The following is a 15,869-nucleotide window of genomic DNA, read 5'->3' on the forward strand; positions in this document are numbered from 1 at the left end:
AGTTATAAATGGAGGGGGTCTATCATGATATTTAAAACGAGTTGGCATGGGAGCGATCGTCGCCCTGGCGGGCGGTCGAGCGGAGCGATCGGCGTGTTTATACTCGCAGTACGGCGGTGAAAAGTGACCCATCATGCAGTCTGGACCGGGATTTTCGCCGCCCCCCGGAATGTAGTCTGTCGGGTCAATAGTCGAACCGTCGTTCTGTCGACCCCAACATTTTTATGTTGCATATGTCACCGCGGCGAGCACCCTCGCGATACTTATGTTCAAATAGAATATAAAAGTCAGTTCATTAAGTGATGCGTGGCGCGTCTGTCGAGAGACGCGGCCAGCTAATCACTCCGGGATGTCCGAGAGCGAGGGGCTTTTCCTCACGGCCGGCCCAGCGAGAATATGCGCGTCACGGAGGGACGGGTAACCGTCGATGTCCCCAAGCAGGCCGAAGCAGGTGTCGGCGACGTTGTCTTTTTCAATCCCGACCAGGAATTGAATCGCGACCTGACGGTCGCCGCAATCCGCGCCTATCGCGAGCGGATCGACGCTCTCGACGAACACCCCGTCGAATCGTACCTCGACGCGACGGCTGCAAGCGGCATCCGCGGCGTGCGGGCGGCCGCAAACGGCTTCGAGACGACGCTGTGTGACGTCGATCGTGACGCCGTCGAACGCTGTCGGGCGAACCTCGCACGCAATGAGCTTGCGGGCGACGTCGTCCACCGCAACGCCAACGCCCTCATGCACGAAGCGCAATTCGACATCGTCGACCTGGATCCGTTCGGGACGCCGATCCCCTTTGCCGACGCCGCGATCAACAGCGCGAGTCGCCTACTCGCGGTAACGGCGACCGACCTCGCGCCCCTGTGTGGAGCCCACTTCAACAGCGGCGTCCGCTCCTACAGCGCCATCCCGCGAAACACCGAGTACCACGGCGAGATGGCGGTCCGGATTCTCCTTGGTGCGTTGGTGCGGACCGCCGCACGCTACGACGTCGCGGCCCAACCCATCCTCACCCACGCGAGCGATCACTACGTTCGCACGTACCTTGAATTCGACTACGGCGCCCAGGTGGCTGACGACGCGATCGCCCAACTCGGGCACGTCCACCACTGTCAGCACTGCCTGCATCGATCAACGGCGGATGGGCTCGTTGCTGACCCACCCGAAAGCTGTCCCCACTGCGGCAATCACCTCCAGACGGCGGGGCCGCTGTGGCTCGGGCCGACCCGGGAGTCCGCGTTCCTCGATGGGGTCCAAGCATACCTCGACGAGACGATGGGAAGTCTCGACCGTGCAGAAGAGCTACTCGAAACGCTCTCTGTAGAACTGGACGAACCGACCCACTACGATCAGCATCGGCTGTGTAAACGCTGGGATCGGTCGGCGATGGCCATGGACGACTTTCTCGTGGCGCTCCGGGAAGCCGGATACGACGCCAGTCGAACCCACTACGGCGGCACGACGTTCAAAACAGACGCCGACGTCGAGGCGATCCGAACGGCGACAACGGAACTGTAGCCCGCGGTGTTGATGGTGGCGGTGCGTACGCAGCGGGACCGCCTACTCAGGCCAGCGCATGCGAGAGGCGAGTGACGACGAGGGACACCAGGCCGTAAATCGGACGCAACAGGTGATTGAGGAGCGCCAGTAGGCCAACGACGCCGCCAAGCGTCTGAAGTTCACCCGGCGACGCCCCGGAAAACACCAACAGGACGAGTCCAGCAACCAGTGGGCCAGCGGGAAGGGAAGTCAGATATGCGGCAAAGGCTCGATTGTCGAGCAGGCCATAGAGGTGATGGCGCAGTGCCGTGCCGACGAGACCAATGCCGATCAGGGCGATCGAAAGTGGTAGCAACCCGGAAATCCCTGCCAGTCCGAATCCGACTAACAGGAGGCCGCCGACAAAGCCCGCGCCGGTGACCTGGCGGATGCGCCAGACCAGTCGCTGGTTCATACCACCAGATCCGGAAGCCTGACGTAACCAGTTTTCGCTCCGGAAAGGGACAGGTTGGTTGACGCCCCAACCAAAGGACAGAGAGTGGAACCCAACCAAGCGGTTTTGTCGTGGCCGGCCGGAACGTGAGACATGTCTCATCGGGTTCGTGGCGTGATCGGGACCACCCGGGGGATCGTCACCACCGTCCGGGAGTCCCGACTATCATTTCTGGCGGCTGGCACCGCCTATTATGCGTTCGTCTCGGTGTTCCCGCTGGTGTTGCTGGTCGTCGCCATCGGCTCACTGCTGGGTGGCGATGCGATCGCCGAAGAAGTCCTCGGGACAGTCAGCAGTGTACTCTCGCCCAGTGGTCGCGAGTTACTCCGGGGAACGCTAGCAAGCGAGAACGGGCGTGCTAGCGCGACCGTCGTCGGTGTCGGCGTCCTGGCCTGGAGTGGCTTGCGCGTCTTTCGCGGCCTCACGATGGCGTTCGGGACGATCTACGGCACCGCCGACGAGGAAACGTTCCTCGGCCAGTTACGGAGGGCGGCCCTCGCATTACTCGCGTTGGGAATCGGAGTGAGCACCGTCGTCGCCGGGACAGTCCTCCTCTCAGAATCGGGCATCGCATTCGCCGGGGTCGCCCAGACGGGTGCGGTCATTGTCGCATTATCGGTCATTTTACTGCCGGTATACGTCGTCCTCCCGGCCACGTCGGTCGGACTCCGCGAAGCGGTCCCGGGGGCGATCACCGGGGCCGTCGGGTGGACGGTACTGAGCATCATTTTCCGGGTGTATGCCGCAAACGCGGGTCAGTTCGAGGTGTACGGCGTCGTTGCCGGCGCACTGCTGTTCGTCACCTGGCTGTACTTCGGGGCAACGATTCTGCTGCTCGGGGGCGTCGTCAACGCCGTCCTTGCGGGGCAAGACCGGCAATTACAACTTGGATCGCCCCAGACATCCGGGATAGAGCCGAGAATGACCGGGAGCAAGGACGCGGCGGGCGATGCGACCGACGGGCTGGACCGCGGGGGAAACGGCGATACCGCAACTGACGCCGCCGCGTCCGACCAGTCCGCGGAGGTCGAACAGTTACGCGCCGAAGTCGAGCGCCTCGAAGCCGAGATCGACGACCGCACCGTCGATCGGGACGGCTTCGAAGGCGACCTCAAGCGGTACGTCCGCCGGCGCGTCCGTCGCGGCCACGCCCACGGCTGGGGGCCGTACCTCGTCTTGCTGTACGGGACGGTCATGACGCTGGGGGCCTTCTACTTCCTGGGTGGCGGCTGGGCGATCCTCGCCATGCTAGTGATCTGGCTGTCGACGCTGGGTCTGTACGCGCTGATGGTGCTGGTCGGCACGACGATCACACTCCTGGGCGCGCCGGGCCGCCTGCTGGATCGGATTCGAGACTGGCGCAACTGATCCGTGCTCGACCCCGTCTCTGCGGCGTGGCTCGCCGTCGCCGGTGTGACGCTGCTCGGTGACCCACTGCTGATCGGAACCGTCGGCGTCGCCGCCTACCTGTTCGGCGACCGATTCCCTCGCGGTGGACTCGACCGCCGACAGGGGGCACTGCTCCTGGCAGTGATTGCCGGCGCACTCGCGTTGATAGCCGCCCTGAAGACAGGGCTCGCAATTACTCGCCCAGGGGGCGCGGCCACCCTGCCCGGCAGTGACGGCATGGGAAGGGCCGTCGAATCGATCTACACCTGGGTCGTCGGTCCTGGCGGCTACGCCTTCCCGAGTGGCCACGCCACGGGCGCGGCCGTCGGCTGGATCGGCCTGGCGTGGGTGCTGGCCGACGACGATCGACGACCACTCGTCCTCGCTGCAGGCGCGATCACCGCGATCGCCGCCTCACGAGTGGCTCTGGGCGTCCACCGGCCGCTCGAAGTGACCGTCGGGATCGCGCTCGGCCTCGTCTACCTCGCCGTCGCGATCCGGGTGCTTCGAACACCCCGGCGGACCTTCGCATTGGCGGGCGCGATCGGGGCCGGGAGTCCACTGCTGGTCGAACTGGATACGGACGGACTGCTTGCCGCGGGCCTCGCCCTCGGTGGGTTTCTCGGCTGGGAACTGACCCAAGCCGGACGACCGAGTTACCGGCGGGTCGCGATCGCAACCGGCGGATTGCTCGCACTGACGGGGCTGTTCACACTCCAGATTGGGCTGTCCCAGGTCGCGGTGGCGCTCGTCGCCGCCGGTGGTGGGTTCGGTATCGTCGTCGCGCCGCTGGTCGTCGGCGACTCCCCTAAAAACGAGTGAAAAGCGATCCGATGGCTCGTCTCAGAACGTCTCGAGGTAGCGATCGAGTTCCCACTCGGAGACGTCAACGAGGTACTCCTTGTGCTCCTGACGTTTCGCCTGGAGGAACTTCTCGCCCGTGTGCGGGCCGAGTGCGTCGAGGATGACCTCGTCGTCTTCGAGGGCGTCCAGTGCCTCGCCGAGGTTCTCTGGCAACGTGTCGATGCCGTACTCTTCGCGTTTCGCCTCGTCGAACTCGTAGATGTTCTCCCGGACCGGATCGGGGCAGTCGATGCCCCGCTCGATGCCGTCCAGTCCGGCGTGGATGAGCGCCGCAAAGGCCAGGTACGGGTTCGAGGAGGGGTCGGGGAAGCGCGCCTCGATCCGGCTGGCGGCGGGCACGCGGGCCGCGGGCTTGCGGATCAGCGCCGAGCGGTTCCGGTCCGACCACGCGACGTAGACGGGGGCTTCATAGCCCGGCACGAGGCGCTTGTAGCTGTTGACGGTCGGGTTCGTGATGGCCGTGATCGCGGGGGCGTGGTCGAGAATACCCGCGAGGAACTCCTTTGCAGTCCCGCTCAGGTCGAACTCGTCGTCATCGTCGTGGAACGCGTTCTCGCCGTCCTCGGTGAACAACGAAATGTGGGTGTGCATCCCCGAGCCGTTGATCTTCGGGATCGGCTTGGGCATGAACGTGGCGTGGAGGTCGTGTTCGGCCGCGATGGCGCGGACGACCGACCGGAAGGTCGCGACGTTGTCCGCCGTCGACAGGGCGTCGTCGTAGGTGAAGTTGATCTCGTGTTGACCCTCGGCAACCTCGTGGTGGGAGGCTTCGATGTCGAAGCCCATGTCCTCTAAGCCGAAGATGATGTCACGGCGAACGTCGCTCGCGAGGTCTTTCGGTGCGAGGTCGAAGTAGCCACCGACATCGTTCGTTTTGGTCGTCGCGCGACCGTCTTCGTCCTCCTCGAAGAGGAAGAACTCGGGTTCGGGCGCGACGTTGACCTCGTAGCCCATCTCGTTGGCGCGATCGATGGCGTTTTTGAGGATCCCACGCGGATCGCCCTCGAACGGTTCGCCGGTCGAGGTGTTGATCACGTCACAGATGAGACGGGCTGCCGCACTGTCCTCACTCTGGCGCCACGGGAGCAACGAAAAGGTCGACGGATCCGGATCGAGGCGCATGTCCGATTCCTGAATCCGGACGAAGCCGTCGATCGAGGAGCCGTCGAAATAGATCCCCTCGGTGAATGCCTTCTCGGCCTGATCGGCCGTGATCGAGACGTTCTTGACCGTCCCCAGGATGTCCGTGAACTGCAACCGCAGGAAGTCGACGTTCTTCTCGTCAATCTCTTCGAGTACTGCGTCGGCCTCGGCGGATAACCCGCCGTCTGTGAGCTGATCGTTTGTCATCTTTCTCGTCACTCCTGAACTGTACCCCCGTTATAAAAACCCTGCCGCTCTGCGCAAATCTTCCGTGTCTCTTCGAGAATTGGATGTTCGTAAAATTCTAATGGGAGGAAGCCGTCGGTGACGCCAATGACGTACGAAAATCTCGACCGCAAGCTCATCAACGAACTACTTGAGGATGGCCGGGCGAGTCTCCGGAGCCTCGCCGACGACCTCGACGTCTCGGTCACCACCGTCTCAAACCACCTCACGGATCTCGAAGAACAGGGGATCATCCAGGGGTATACGCCGAAAGTCAACTACGACAAGATCGGCTACGACGTTACGGCGATCCTCCAGTTGAAAGTCGAAGGAAGTGCGCTGCCCGAAGTCACGGACCGACTCGAAGAACTCGACCAGATGACGAGCGTCTACGAGGTGACGGGCGATCACGACATCATCGCGATCGGGAAGTTCGCCGACACCGACGACATGAACGCCGAGATCAAGAGCCTCCTCACCGACCCCGAGATCAAGGAGTCAAACACCAGCGTCGTGCTCAACGCGGCCGTCGAGCACGAGCAATTCGGACTCGACGTCGAGCAGTGAGCATCGCGATCGAACCAGCAGCGTAGATCGAGTCCCGACGTGACAGTCCCGCTCGTTTTGCAGCCCTCACTGTCGCGGATCACGATCAGGACCGGAATAGTCGTCGCCGACCGTCGCCTCGTATAGCGCTGGGGCATCGAACACAGCCAGGAACGCCGCTGGCGACCGGACGCTGATCGTATATTTGCGGAGCGCGACGCCAGCCCTAGCGCCAGTGAGTTGCTCATCAAAAGAGAGGACGTGCCCGGCGTCGCCAGCGACAGCCGATGCCAGCGCCGGATGGTCCCCGTCCGGATGGGCGACCAGGTGGCATTCACGATCGATTCGGTCACGCCAGTCAGTGGCCAGTGACGGCCCGGAGATGTCCGCGATCACAGCCTCGGCGTCGTCGAGAAGGGCGTCGCTGGCGAGAAGTGCCAGCCAGTCGTGTTCACGAATATGGTCCATCACCCGACGGGCCTGGCCGCCGACCAGCAGATCAGCCGCCAAAACGTCGGCGTCGGCGACGAGGCGCGTGGGATCACTCACTGTCATCGGCCCGGTGGGTCGCCAGTCGCTGGCAGATCACTTCGACGGACGTCTCGGCGTCATCCGCCCGGTCGAACAACACACCCCAAGAGTCCATATCCTGCTTGTCGGTGCTGACAGGCAAAAGCCCTCGGATCACCGAGCCGTCATGCAGTCGTCTGACGCAGTTTTTTGTACGCTCCACCGGGCAGTTGGAGTGGGCGCGCATCGACGGCCTCGTCGTTTTCCCATCCTCCCAAAGCGCGCCCGGGCACCCACCCTCTTTCGATGCGCCCGAGCGGAGAGCAATAACTCGATCGCCCGTCCGGGACTGAAATGACGACAGACGGGCGTCTCAAGCGTCGGCCGCGGGAGCCAGATGAGTGCGGATCTCCTCGATATCCTCGGGTGGGGCAGTAATCGCGAGGCGATCGCCGGGTTCGATCGCAGTTCTGGGCAGTGGGATCGACATCGGTTCGTCGTCCCGGCCGTGCGCGTAGACCTGCGCAGAACCGGGCAAATCGAGAGTGACCACACGATCACCCACCACCGGCGAATCCGCCGGAATGCGAACCGATGTGACCGTCAAGTTCTCAGTGAGATCAGCCAGGACGTCGAAATCGCCACCGAGCATGGCCGTCTTCGCGCCCGCGGCACCCAGCCGCTCGGGGTAGATGACTTCGTCGACCTCGCTGGCGTAGTTGTCGTACAGTTCCTCGCGGTAGTCCGCGTCGATGCGGAGGACAGTCCGACAGTCGTGCTCGTTGCCGATCATGCAGGCGGCGAAGTTGGCGTTGAGATCGCCCGTCAGGCCCGCGATCGCGTCCGCTTCGACGATGCCTGCTGCCTCCAGTGTATCCGTATCGGTGCAATCCCCAAGAACCGTCTCGAAGCCCTCCTCGCGGGCGCGCTCGGCTCGCTTGGCGTCGATCTCGACGATCGTGACGTCGTGGTCCTCCTCCCGGAGCACCCTGGCGGTGCGCATCCCGACGCGCCCGAACCCGACGATGACGAAGTACATACCTGTGTGAAGTGCCACCACACCTAAAAACGCTCCCCTCGCTGCAACCGACGGAGAGACGGTGGTCACTGTCTGGGAAATCAGACGTATCTACGGAAGACCCATCAAGCGAGTCACTCTCGGGCAGGTGCAGGCCAATCGTCTTGCCCTCGAACGGGTCGAAATCGAACGTGACCGTTCCGTGCTCGACCGGGATCGTCCCGCGGTCGGCCTCGATCAGCGACTGCTGGCGAGTGGTCTCGATTGCCCAGTCGATCAGTCAGGTCCTCGACCCGCCCCTCGCCGATGGCGGGAGCAGCGACTGGCATGCCGATCCGCATGGAAAACTGATCGCCACCGTCACGAAAAACCGGGTTCTCCAGGGCCGCCAGGCGGAGGCCCATAGAGGTGTACCGGATCACAAGCGCGATGTGGCGATCGAATTCAGGCTGTGGCAGGTGGGTGACAGGGTTACACTCGAAGAGAGGGACAGTCGTTCACGAGTTCTACCGAGGGTCACAGTACGTGTCTGCTGGACGACGATAGTTTATGTGGTGCGTTCACATCACCTCCGATACGAGTTCCCAAGCACCAGGTAGTAAAAAGGCTTCGCCATGGTGCTATACTTGCAGCGCAAAAAGTAGATGTACATTCGTATTACTCTCGAAAATAGCTGTGTATGTCCTACTATTCAGACTGTTCTACAATGAACGGGCATCGTCTGACAATCCAGAAAGCCCCGGTCGCGGGAAGACACCTACGGAAATGATGGCCCGAGAGTGGGCGTGACTCCACTGTGAGTCGCGTTACTCCCGGGGGACGGAAACGTTCTGTACGCGTCCGCCACAGTCGGGACAGTCCGTCACCCGCTCGTCGGCAACGACGACCGACAGACAGGATCGACACTCGTACCGTCGGGCGCCGGATCGGGGATACGGGTCTTGCGGTACCATATCTATGTGGTACCATTTGACACAGATAGGTGCTTTCCTTAAATTCACTAAGGAGTATATACGAATCGTCGAATTACCCACGATCATCCGAGAATAAGGGTAGTTTCGTTCGGTTTCTGAATCGGTTCCGGGACGTTCGCCGACCAAGGCATCTCCGGTAACTACCGCCGATATCAACACTCATTTATGAGGAAACACAGAGAGTGGGTGAGATGGGTGAGAACGACGACCACCCGTACACGTTCGAGTGTGCCAAGTGTGGCTGGGAAACGACAGGAGAACGGCGACCCGTTGCCTGTGCCGTGTGTGGTGGCCGAATGTTAGCGACGCCATCGCGGTGAGGATTCGACGACCGTCGCGACACATTGCCGTCGAAGAGAGCGATCCCGTGTGCTGGGCCGTCACAGTTTCGCTCCGTATTCTCGATGTGGTGCGAGAAACAACAACGCGTGCCGTCGGCACAGGGTTCGCTACTCGTCGGTAGCAGTTCCCGGATCGTCAGGCGGTCCTGCTCCGTCCTCATTGTCGCCGGTATCTGTCTTGGCTTCCCAGGAGAGAGTTGTCTCGGCCTCGTCCGTGACGATTTCCAGTTCGAATTCGGTCGCCTCGGCCGGAACGCTGACGGTGGCCAGTCCGGAAGCGTTCGTCGTCTCGACGGACTGATCGTCGGCGCTGACAGTCGCGTTCACGACCGCCGAGCCGTTCTGGGATACGACGACCGTCGCGTTCTCGCCGGGTTCGACAGGGCCGGCGAAGCGTGCTTCGAGGCGATCACGGTCGCGGTCGGCGTCCCGGTCACTGGCACCGCGATCGTCGTCGACACGGTCGATCTCCTGGTCCGGCCCGGACTCGCTGACGACTGGCTTGAGGATGTACTTCCCGCTGTTGCCCGCTTCGAAGACCGTCAGATCGAACACGAACGACACCGACTCGCCCTCGCTCAGCGTGAATCCCCGATTCAGATGGAGTTTCTGGCTCGGTAGTTTGACGGTCACTTCCTCGCCGGACTGGAGAGTCCCCTCGATCTCGCTGACGGAGACGAAGATGGTCGTGTATTCGTCAGCCGGGACGGAGAGATTGCCCAGCAGCGTCGCATTCGGTCCCTGGAGGCGCGTCAGATCGACACTCCGAACCTCGACGTCACGTTCGAGCCAGCCCGCTCGCTCACTGTCGCCGTCCTCGCCCGTCTCGGTTGCAGCGTCCGCAGTGGTTTCGAACTCGCCGGACTCCGTCTCGTCGACGCCGGTTTCAGCCGTCCCGTTGTCGATCGTCTGGGTGTCCACGGTCGCGTTCTCAGGTGTCGTCCGCGGCGCGTCGTTACCATCGGACGCAGCCGGTTTGAACCCGACATGAGTGATCGTGACGTTGAGGTGGGCAAACTGGTCGATAGCGTTGCGTTCGTCGCTGATGTACATCGCCACCGACCCGACGGCCCCGGACCCGTCGTCGCTCGTTCCATCAGTCGCCTCACTGGCGTCCTCAGCGACCGTCGACGTGGCGTCGCCCGGGAGTCCGTCACCCGTGACTGACGGACTCGACACGCCAGTCGAGCAGCCGGCGAGGACCATCGTCAGCGCCAGGAATACGGCGATGACAGTTCGGTTCATTGGAGTCGAGCGTACGATCGACTGATTCATAAATGCGATTCGTCGTTCGGATCGTTTACGCAGTTGAACGGAGATGAACGATTACCGCTCGACCGATTCGAAGGGCGTTTAGCCTTCGGCGGGCGACGGGAAGATAATGCGCGTGACGTTTCTGGGGACTAGCGGTGCGGTGCCGACGACCGAACGCAATCCCTCTGCAATCATGCTGTCTCGGGAGGGCGAGCGCCTGCTCTTTGACTGTGGCGAGGGAACCCAGCGTCAGATGATGCACTTTGGGACGGGCTTTGACGTCGCACACATCTTCATCAGCCATCTCCACGGCGATCACGTCCTGGGGATTCCGGGCCTGTTGCAGACGATGGATTTCAACGACCGCGAGGCCCCGCTGGCGATCCACGCACCTCACGGCACGCGGTCTCGACTGGAAGATCTGATCGGGGCGACCGGCGATCGACCGTCCTATCCCCTTCGAATCACCCAGAATCGGCCGGGAGATGTCGTGCTCGACGCCGACGAGTACGAAGTTCAGGCGATCGAGACCGAGCATCGGACGCGCTCGATCGGGTACGTCCTCGAAGAGGACGATCGCAAGGGACGGTTCGACCGCCAAAAGGCAGAGGCAGAACTCGGGATTGCACCCGGCCCGAAATACTCGAAGCTCCACGAGGGAACGCCTGTCGAACACGACGGTCGGACGATCCAGCCCGAGGAAGTTGTCGGGCCCCCACGCCCCGGACGGACCGTCGTCTACACGGGCGATACACGGCCGGTCGCTGCCGTCAGGCGGGAAAGCGAGAAAGCGGATCTGTTGATCCACGACGGCACGTTCGCGGCCGATCGCGCCGAACGGGCGGCCGGGACCGGTCACTCGACGGCTCGCGAGGCGGCGACGCTGGCCGCCGAGGCTGGGGCGAAGCGACTTGCACTCACGCACGTCTCGACGCGCTACGCCGGGCAGGGCCATCGCCTCGAAGCAGAGGCACGCGAGACGTTTGGCGAGGGCGCGTTCGTCGCCGAAGACGGCCAGCGGCTCGAGATCCCGTTCCCCGACAGCAAGTGAGGGACCCGGACGGGGCGAAACGCCGCCATCAGCACCCAACAGACCCAAATCAGGAGACAGCAGCCGCCGCTGTCTCGAAGTCAGAACAGTTACTTCGCTGTGGCCAAAATACAGTGTAATGGCCAAGCAGCGGGCCGATGCGCTCGTCGCACGAGGCCTCGACGCCGCGTCACCGTGGGGGATTCGTCTCGCCAGTGCCTGGTTCATCGCTGCAGCCGGCCTAGCCGCGGTCGTCGTACCGCTGGCTCGGGCCGTCGGTACGGGCCGCGTCACGGCGCCGCTACTCGGAACCGTCGTGCCGATGACGTTCGGACTGATTATCCTCGCCAGTGGATACTGGCTCGCCAAAAGTGATTTCGACGGCGAATTGGCGGTCGCCGTGGCAGTGTGGTGGTTTCTCGGGACCGCCTTCGGCGCGTTCTCTGCGCTTGGTCTCGTGGGCTATCAGTTGTCCGCCGGCGTCCAATTGGCCGACATTGCCGTCGTCGTCAGCGGGCTGGCATCGGTCGGTGGGATCGGCGGTTTACTCGTCGGTCGATACGACGCACAAAGCCAGCAGCGTCGGCGCGAACTCGAGGCCGAACGCAAACAGCTTGCCGACGAGCGGGAGAAGCTCGCCTTGCTCAACCGGATCGTCCGCCACGACATCGGCAACGACCTCCAGATCATCAGTGGCATGACCGGCCATCTAGAGAGTTACGTCGAAGACGGCGGAGAGGAGTATTTCGGTCGCGTCCAACGAACCACCGAGGAGGCGATCCAACTAACCGAGCAGGTCCGGGCGTTCGTCGCGTCGCTGGGTGAGGACAATCGGTCGACCGGCCGTCGGATCTCGCTTGAACGGGTCCTCGAAACCCAGATCGACAACGCACGAGAGGTCTATCGCCGGGCGACGATCGTTGTCGACGACGAGCTTCCGGACGTCGCCATCCCTGCCGACGAACTCCTCTCGACGATCTTCCACAACCTGCTCACGAACGCCGTCGAACACAACGACCGGGAAAACCCGTCCGTCGAAGTATTGGTGGAAACGAGTGACGGCAAAGTGACTGTCTCGGTAGCCGACAACGGCCCGGGCATCCCGCCGGCCGAGCGCGCGGCCGCATTGAACCCTGACGACCACGAAGTGGATGACCAGTCGGGGCTGGGCCTGTACATCGTCGGGATGCTCGTCGATCGCTACGGCGGATCGATTTCCTTCGCAGATCGCGATCCCACGGGCACGGTCGTGACCGTCCAGTTGCCAGTTGCCGACGGAGACACCGAGTAACACACGCAGACTGGACAATGGGCCGTTAGCGTCTTCCGTCAGGAACGGGAATTGTCCCGGCATGAACCTCGCACACGTCGCACTCTGGGTGTCGGATCTGGATCGCTCGCTATCGTTCTATGTAGATCTGGGATTCGAACGGACCGGTTCGTTCACGCTCGACGGCGTCGAGAACGTCTACCTCAACGCCGGCGACGGCGAAGTGCAACTCAAGCACGATCCGACCCGAACGACGCCAATCGCCCCCTCACGAGCCGACACTGACCACGTGGCGTTCCTCGTCGAGGATGTCCAGGCGGTCGCCGAGCAGGCCCGAGAAGCCGGCGGTTCAGTCGTCACCGAGCCACATATCGTTCCGGCTGCTGAAGCCAAGGCAACGTTCGTCGAAGATCCAGACGGACATACCGTGGAGTTCTACCGACCGCTCGATGAGTGAAAAGGGCGCGACGCCGCGGCGTTTATACTTCTGACTCTCTTACCAATCCTGTGCAACGGACGGCTGCCCTGGACGACGTAATCTTCGGCGTGGACGTCCAAAGCGGGGACGTTCGAGGGGACGCGCCCGCATACGCGCTGGTGATCTTCGACGGCGAGTCCATCGAGCGAGATGTGGTGAGCCACCGGAAGCTCCGCCGGCTGATCGACGCGAAAGAGCCAGCGATCGTCGCCACGGACAACATGTACGAACTTGCCCCGGACAAGGACGCCCTCATCCACTTCCTTGGTGAATTGCCCGACGGAACGGGACTTGTCCAGGTAACCGGCGACGAGCAACCGGAGCCACTCTCACGAGTGGCGACTCGCCACGGCGTCCCCTACGGCAAGGACCCGATGGAAGAAGCCGAGGCTGCGGCCCGACTGGCCGCAGCCAACGTCGGCTACGAAGTCTCGGCGTTCACCGACACCACGCGCGTGAAAGTCGCCCGTGGTCGATCGACCGGCGGCGGTGGGTGGAGTGAGGACCGCTACACCCGGCGCATCCACGGCTCGGTGAAGAAGCGTACCCGCGATGTCGAACGCGAGTTGGACGCGGCCGCTCTGGACTACGAGCGGGACGTGACCGAGAAGTACGGCGGGTTCTCGAATGCCGTTTTCGAAGTCCAGGCGCCGCCAGCGGAGATCCCCGTCTCGGCGGAACGGTCGGGGGATACGCGCATCGAGATCGAACGCGAGCGCCGCGACGGCATCGAGTTCGAGCCGCTTGCCCACCGACGCGATCACGTCATCGTCGGCGTCGACCCGGGGACGACGACCGCCGTGGCCGTCCTCGGCCTCGACGGCGAAGTGCTGGATGTCTACTCGACGAGGACCGACGACACCGCGGCGGTCACCGAGTGGATCATCGAACGTGGGCGACCGATCCTCGTCGCCGCGGACGTCACACCGATGCCCGAGACCGTCGAGAAGTTGCGTCGGAGTTTCGACGCCGCGGGCTGGACGCCCGACCGCGACCTTGCCGTCGACGAGAAACTCCACCGGACGCGGGAGGAGGCTTACGACAACGACCACGAACGCGACGCCCTGGCGGCCGCCCTGGAAGCCTACGACGACCACGAAGCGCAGTTCGAGCGGGTCGCTTCAAAAGTCCCGCCACGCGAGGAGGTCGGGCGGGTCCTCGCACGGGTACTCACCGACGAGGAGTCCGTCGAAAGCGTCCTCGAAGACCTCACCGAGGACGACAGTGAAGCCACAGAGACGACCGAACACGAACCACGCGAGTTGAGCCCCGAAGAAAAAGAGAGGAACCGACTCACCGAACGGGTCGAGCGTCTCGAATCACACGTTGAGGATCTCCGTGGAACGATCGAGGAGAAAGACGAGACGATCGCGGAGTACGAGGGCAAACTCGAAGCCGCCCGCAGCGAGCAGCGCGCTGAGACACGCAAACGACGGGAAGTGACCCGTCTGGAACGGGAGAACGATCGTCTCGAACGGGAACTCGAAGACGAACGTGAACGCGTCGAAGAGCTTGAGGGCAAACTCGAACGCCTGAAGGCCCTCTGGAAACTCGATCACTCCAACTTCGCCGAGGTCGAAGAGACCAAAGAGGGTCTCGTCCCGGTAAAGGTCGTCGAGAAGTTCACGACCGAAGCCATCGAGGACGCCGACGACCGCTTCGGCCTCGCCGAGGACGACATCGTTCTCTTCCGTGACGCGACGGGCGCCGGCCGCTCGACGGCCGAACGGCTGGCCGACCTGAACCCCCGGCTGGTACTCCGGACGGGCGGGCTCTCAGACGTCTCCGACGAGGTGCTGTTCGAAGAGGGCGTACCGATCGCACCGGCTGACAGCGTCACCGTCCAGGAGGTCGACGAACTCGCCGTCGCCCGCGAGCGCGAGGTCGAGGCCGCGACCGAAGAGTGGCGGGAGTACCGTCGAGAACGTGAGAAGGCCCGAACCGCGGAGATGGTCGATCAACTCATCAGTGAACACCGCGCGTCGGGCCACGGCGGTAGCGTGTGATGGTGTCAGCCGGCAGAGGATTTATCCGCTGGTCACCCGATTATCTCGATCGATGTCAGAAGACGTTACACTCGAGGTCGGCGACAGCACGTATCCCGGCCGGCTGAACACGCCCGAGGAGTCTTCGGATCACGGGGTACTGCTGGTTCCCGGCGCGGGACACGGTCCGTTCGGCGACGTGTTCCTCCGAGTTTCCCGTAGAGCGGCCGCCGAGGGCCACCACGTTGCCCGCTTCGAGACATGGATGTCACCCGGCGACCTGGAGGACAAAACCGACGAGGACTTCCGGGCAGAGCTGTCGGCCGGCGTCGATTTCCTCCGCTCGCTGGGGTGCTCGACGATCACCGTGGTCGCCAAGAGCTTCGGTGGCCGGATCGCCCTGGAGCATCTGCCGGATACGGTCGATCGACTGGTGCTGTGGGCCCCCGCGGTCCTGGCGGAGAACGCCGAGAACGTCCCCGAAGACGCGTGGGACAACCTCCCCTCCGTGACGCCCGGCGAGTTCGATATCGACGTTCCCGTCAGAATCCTTCAGGGTGACGACGATGGCATCTCCCTCGACAGTGCGGAACGGATCGCCGAGGGACTTGCCGACGGCGAACTCGTGGTCCTCCCCGACGAGGATCACTCGTTTCTGCAAGATCACGAACGAGTCATCGAGGAAACGATAGCGTTCCTGCCGGCATAGCGGAGGGAGATTCTCCCCGAAGACAGGAACCAGTGATCTGTTTCGGAGTTGGTAGGCAGGGGGAATGCAAGATATAGCGGATGTATTCAGCAAACCAGCGTCCTGTTTGCAAGCGAGTTGCGCTGAATCAGTCGGTAGAT

At 63.1% G+C, this 15,869-nt stretch carries 16 protein-coding genes; 9 read left to right on the top strand and 7 right to left on the bottom strand.

Features of this window, described 5'->3' with window-relative positions; translation table 11 throughout:
- The first annotated feature begins 396 nt into the window (after positions 1 to 396).
- A complete protein-coding gene (locus HZR20_RS03010; RefSeq protein WP_181685118.1) occupies positions 397 to 1,518 on the top strand; it encodes a tRNA (guanine(26)-N(2))-dimethyltransferase in 1,122 nt (373 codons plus the stop codon).
- Positions 1,519 to 1,564: 46 nt separating this feature from the next.
- Here the strand turns inward: HZR20_RS03010 and HZR20_RS03015 are convergent, their stop codons facing one another.
- Complete coding sequence (locus HZR20_RS03015; protein WP_181685119.1) at positions 1,565 to 1,954, bottom strand: hypothetical protein; 390 nt, start codon at positions 1,952 to 1,954, stop codon at positions 1,565 to 1,567.
- A 132-nt stretch (positions 1,955 to 2,086) separates the two neighbouring features.
- On the opposite strand from HZR20_RS03015, the gene HZR20_RS03020 reads away from it, so the two are divergent.
- Entirely contained in the window at positions 2,087 to 3,361 is a 1,275-nt protein-coding gene (locus HZR20_RS03020) for a YihY/virulence factor BrkB family protein (RefSeq protein WP_181685120.1), read from the top strand.
- A gap of 3 nt (positions 3,362 to 3,364) precedes the next feature.
- Positions 3,365 to 4,204 carry a phosphatase PAP2 family protein gene (locus HZR20_RS03025; protein WP_181685121.1) on the top strand — a complete coding sequence of 280 codons (840 nt, stop codon included), beginning with the start codon at positions 3,365 to 3,367 and terminating at the stop codon, positions 4,202 to 4,204.
- A 21-nt stretch (positions 4,205 to 4,225) separates the two neighbouring features.
- Here HZR20_RS03025 and glnA read toward each other — a convergent pair whose 3' ends face one another.
- Complete coding sequence (glnA, locus tag HZR20_RS03030) at positions 4,226 to 5,596, bottom strand: type I glutamate--ammonia ligase (RefSeq protein WP_181685122.1); 1,371 nt, start codon at positions 5,594 to 5,596, stop codon at positions 4,226 to 4,228.
- Between the two features lie 126 nt (positions 5,597 to 5,722).
- On the opposite strand from glnA, the gene lrp reads away from it, so the two are divergent.
- Positions 5,723 to 6,181, top strand: coding sequence for an HTH-type transcriptional regulator Lrp (gene lrp / locus HZR20_RS03035; protein ID WP_181685123.1), 459 nt, complete (start codon positions 5,723 to 5,725; stop codon positions 6,179 to 6,181).
- Between the two features lie 66 nt (positions 6,182 to 6,247).
- On the opposite strand, the gene HZR20_RS03040 is transcribed toward lrp, so the two are convergent.
- From HZR20_RS03040 to HZR20_RS03055, 5 genes are all read right to left on the bottom strand, one after another.
- Entirely contained in the window at positions 6,248 to 6,715 is a 468-nt protein-coding gene (locus HZR20_RS03040; protein ID WP_181685124.1) for a DUF7384 family protein, read from the bottom strand.
- A gap of 328 nt (positions 6,716 to 7,043) precedes the next feature.
- Complete coding sequence (locus tag HZR20_RS03045; protein ID WP_181685125.1) at positions 7,044 to 7,709, bottom strand: potassium channel family protein; 666 nt, start codon at positions 7,707 to 7,709, stop codon at positions 7,044 to 7,046.
- 113 nt (positions 7,710 to 7,822) lie between these two features.
- Positions 7,823 to 8,092, bottom strand: a complete 270-nt coding sequence (locus tag HZR20_RS14325; RefSeq protein WP_220132631.1) for a hypothetical protein — start codon at positions 8,090 to 8,092, stop codon at positions 7,823 to 7,825.
- A 402-nt stretch (positions 8,093 to 8,494) separates the two neighbouring features.
- Positions 8,495 to 8,641 carry a rubrerythrin-like domain-containing protein gene (locus HZR20_RS03050; RefSeq protein ID WP_181685126.1) on the bottom strand — a complete coding sequence of 49 codons (147 nt, stop codon included), beginning with the start codon at positions 8,639 to 8,641 and terminating at the stop codon, positions 8,495 to 8,497.
- Positions 8,642 to 9,111: 470 nt separating this feature from the next.
- Positions 9,112 to 10,248, bottom strand: coding sequence for a DUF4382 domain-containing protein (locus HZR20_RS03055; protein ID WP_181685127.1), 1,137 nt, complete (start codon positions 10,246 to 10,248; stop codon positions 9,112 to 9,114).
- 136 nt (positions 10,249 to 10,384) lie between these two features.
- Between HZR20_RS03055 and rnz the strand changes: the two genes are divergently transcribed.
- The 5 genes from rnz to HZR20_RS03080 all read left to right on the top strand — a co-directional run bounded on the left by rnz (position 10,385) and on the right by HZR20_RS03080 (position 15,729).
- Positions 10,385 to 11,308, top strand: coding sequence for a ribonuclease Z (gene rnz, locus HZR20_RS03060; protein ID WP_181685128.1), 924 nt, complete (start codon positions 10,385 to 10,387; stop codon positions 11,306 to 11,308).
- A 118-nt stretch (positions 11,309 to 11,426) separates the two neighbouring features.
- Positions 11,427 to 12,578, top strand: a complete 1,152-nt coding sequence (locus HZR20_RS03065; RefSeq protein WP_181685129.1) for a sensor histidine kinase — start codon at positions 11,427 to 11,429, stop codon at positions 12,576 to 12,578.
- A gap of 61 nt (positions 12,579 to 12,639) precedes the next feature.
- Positions 12,640 to 13,014, top strand: coding sequence for a VOC family protein (locus tag HZR20_RS03070; protein WP_181685130.1), 375 nt, complete (start codon positions 12,640 to 12,642; stop codon positions 13,012 to 13,014).
- 50 nt (positions 13,015 to 13,064) lie between these two features.
- Positions 13,065 to 15,041, top strand: coding sequence for a DUF460 domain-containing protein (locus HZR20_RS03075; protein WP_181685131.1), 1,977 nt, complete (start codon positions 13,065 to 13,067; stop codon positions 15,039 to 15,041).
- A gap of 52 nt (positions 15,042 to 15,093) precedes the next feature.
- Complete coding sequence (locus HZR20_RS03080) at positions 15,094 to 15,729, top strand: alpha/beta hydrolase (protein ID WP_181685132.1); 636 nt, start codon at positions 15,094 to 15,096, stop codon at positions 15,727 to 15,729.
- Positions 15,730 to 15,869 lie beyond the last annotated feature (140 nt).

This window comes from Halorhabdus salina, assembly GCF_013839425.1.
Classification (GTDB): Archaea; Halobacteriota; Halobacteria; order Halobacteriales; family Haloarculaceae; genus Halorhabdus; species Halorhabdus salina.

Coding starts and splice junctions, on each gene's coding strand:
- HZR20_RS03010 (WP_181685118.1), top strand. CDS start 397: ATGCGCGTCACGGAGGGACGGGTAACCGTCGATGTCCCCAAGCAGGCC.
- HZR20_RS03015 (WP_181685119.1), bottom strand. CDS start 1,954: ATGAACCAGCGACTGGTCTGGCGCATCCGCCAGGTCACCGGCGCGGGC.
- HZR20_RS03020 (WP_181685120.1), top strand. CDS start 2,087: ATGTCTCATCGGGTTCGTGGCGTGATCGGGACCACCCGGGGGATCGTC.
- glnA (WP_181685122.1), bottom strand. CDS start 5,596: ATGACAAACGATCAGCTCACAGACGGCGGGTTATCCGCCGAGGCCGAC.
- lrp (WP_181685123.1), top strand. CDS start 5,723: ATGACGTACGAAAATCTCGACCGCAAGCTCATCAACGAACTACTTGAG.
- HZR20_RS03040 (WP_181685124.1), bottom strand. CDS start 6,715: ATGACAGTGAGTGATCCCACGCGCCTCGTCGCCGACGCCGACGTTTTG.
- HZR20_RS03045 (WP_181685125.1), bottom strand. CDS start 7,709: ATGTACTTCGTCATCGTCGGGTTCGGGCGCGTCGGGATGCGCACCGCC.
- HZR20_RS14325 (WP_220132631.1), bottom strand. CDS start 8,092: ATGGGCCTCCGCCTGGCGGCCCTGGAGAACCCGGTTTTTCGTGACGGT.
- HZR20_RS03050 (WP_181685126.1), bottom strand. CDS start 8,641: ATGGTACCGCAAGACCCGTATCCCCGATCCGGCGCCCGACGGTACGAG.
- HZR20_RS03055 (WP_181685127.1), bottom strand. CDS start 10,248: ATGAACCGAACTGTCATCGCCGTATTCCTGGCGCTGACGATGGTCCTC.
- rnz (WP_181685128.1), top strand. CDS start 10,385: ATGCGCGTGACGTTTCTGGGGACTAGCGGTGCGGTGCCGACGACCGAA.
- HZR20_RS03065 (WP_181685129.1), top strand. CDS start 11,427: ATGGCCAAGCAGCGGGCCGATGCGCTCGTCGCACGAGGCCTCGACGCC.
- HZR20_RS03070 (WP_181685130.1), top strand. CDS start 12,640: ATGAACCTCGCACACGTCGCACTCTGGGTGTCGGATCTGGATCGCTCG.
- HZR20_RS03080 (WP_181685132.1), top strand. CDS start 15,094: ATGTCAGAAGACGTTACACTCGAGGTCGGCGACAGCACGTATCCCGGC.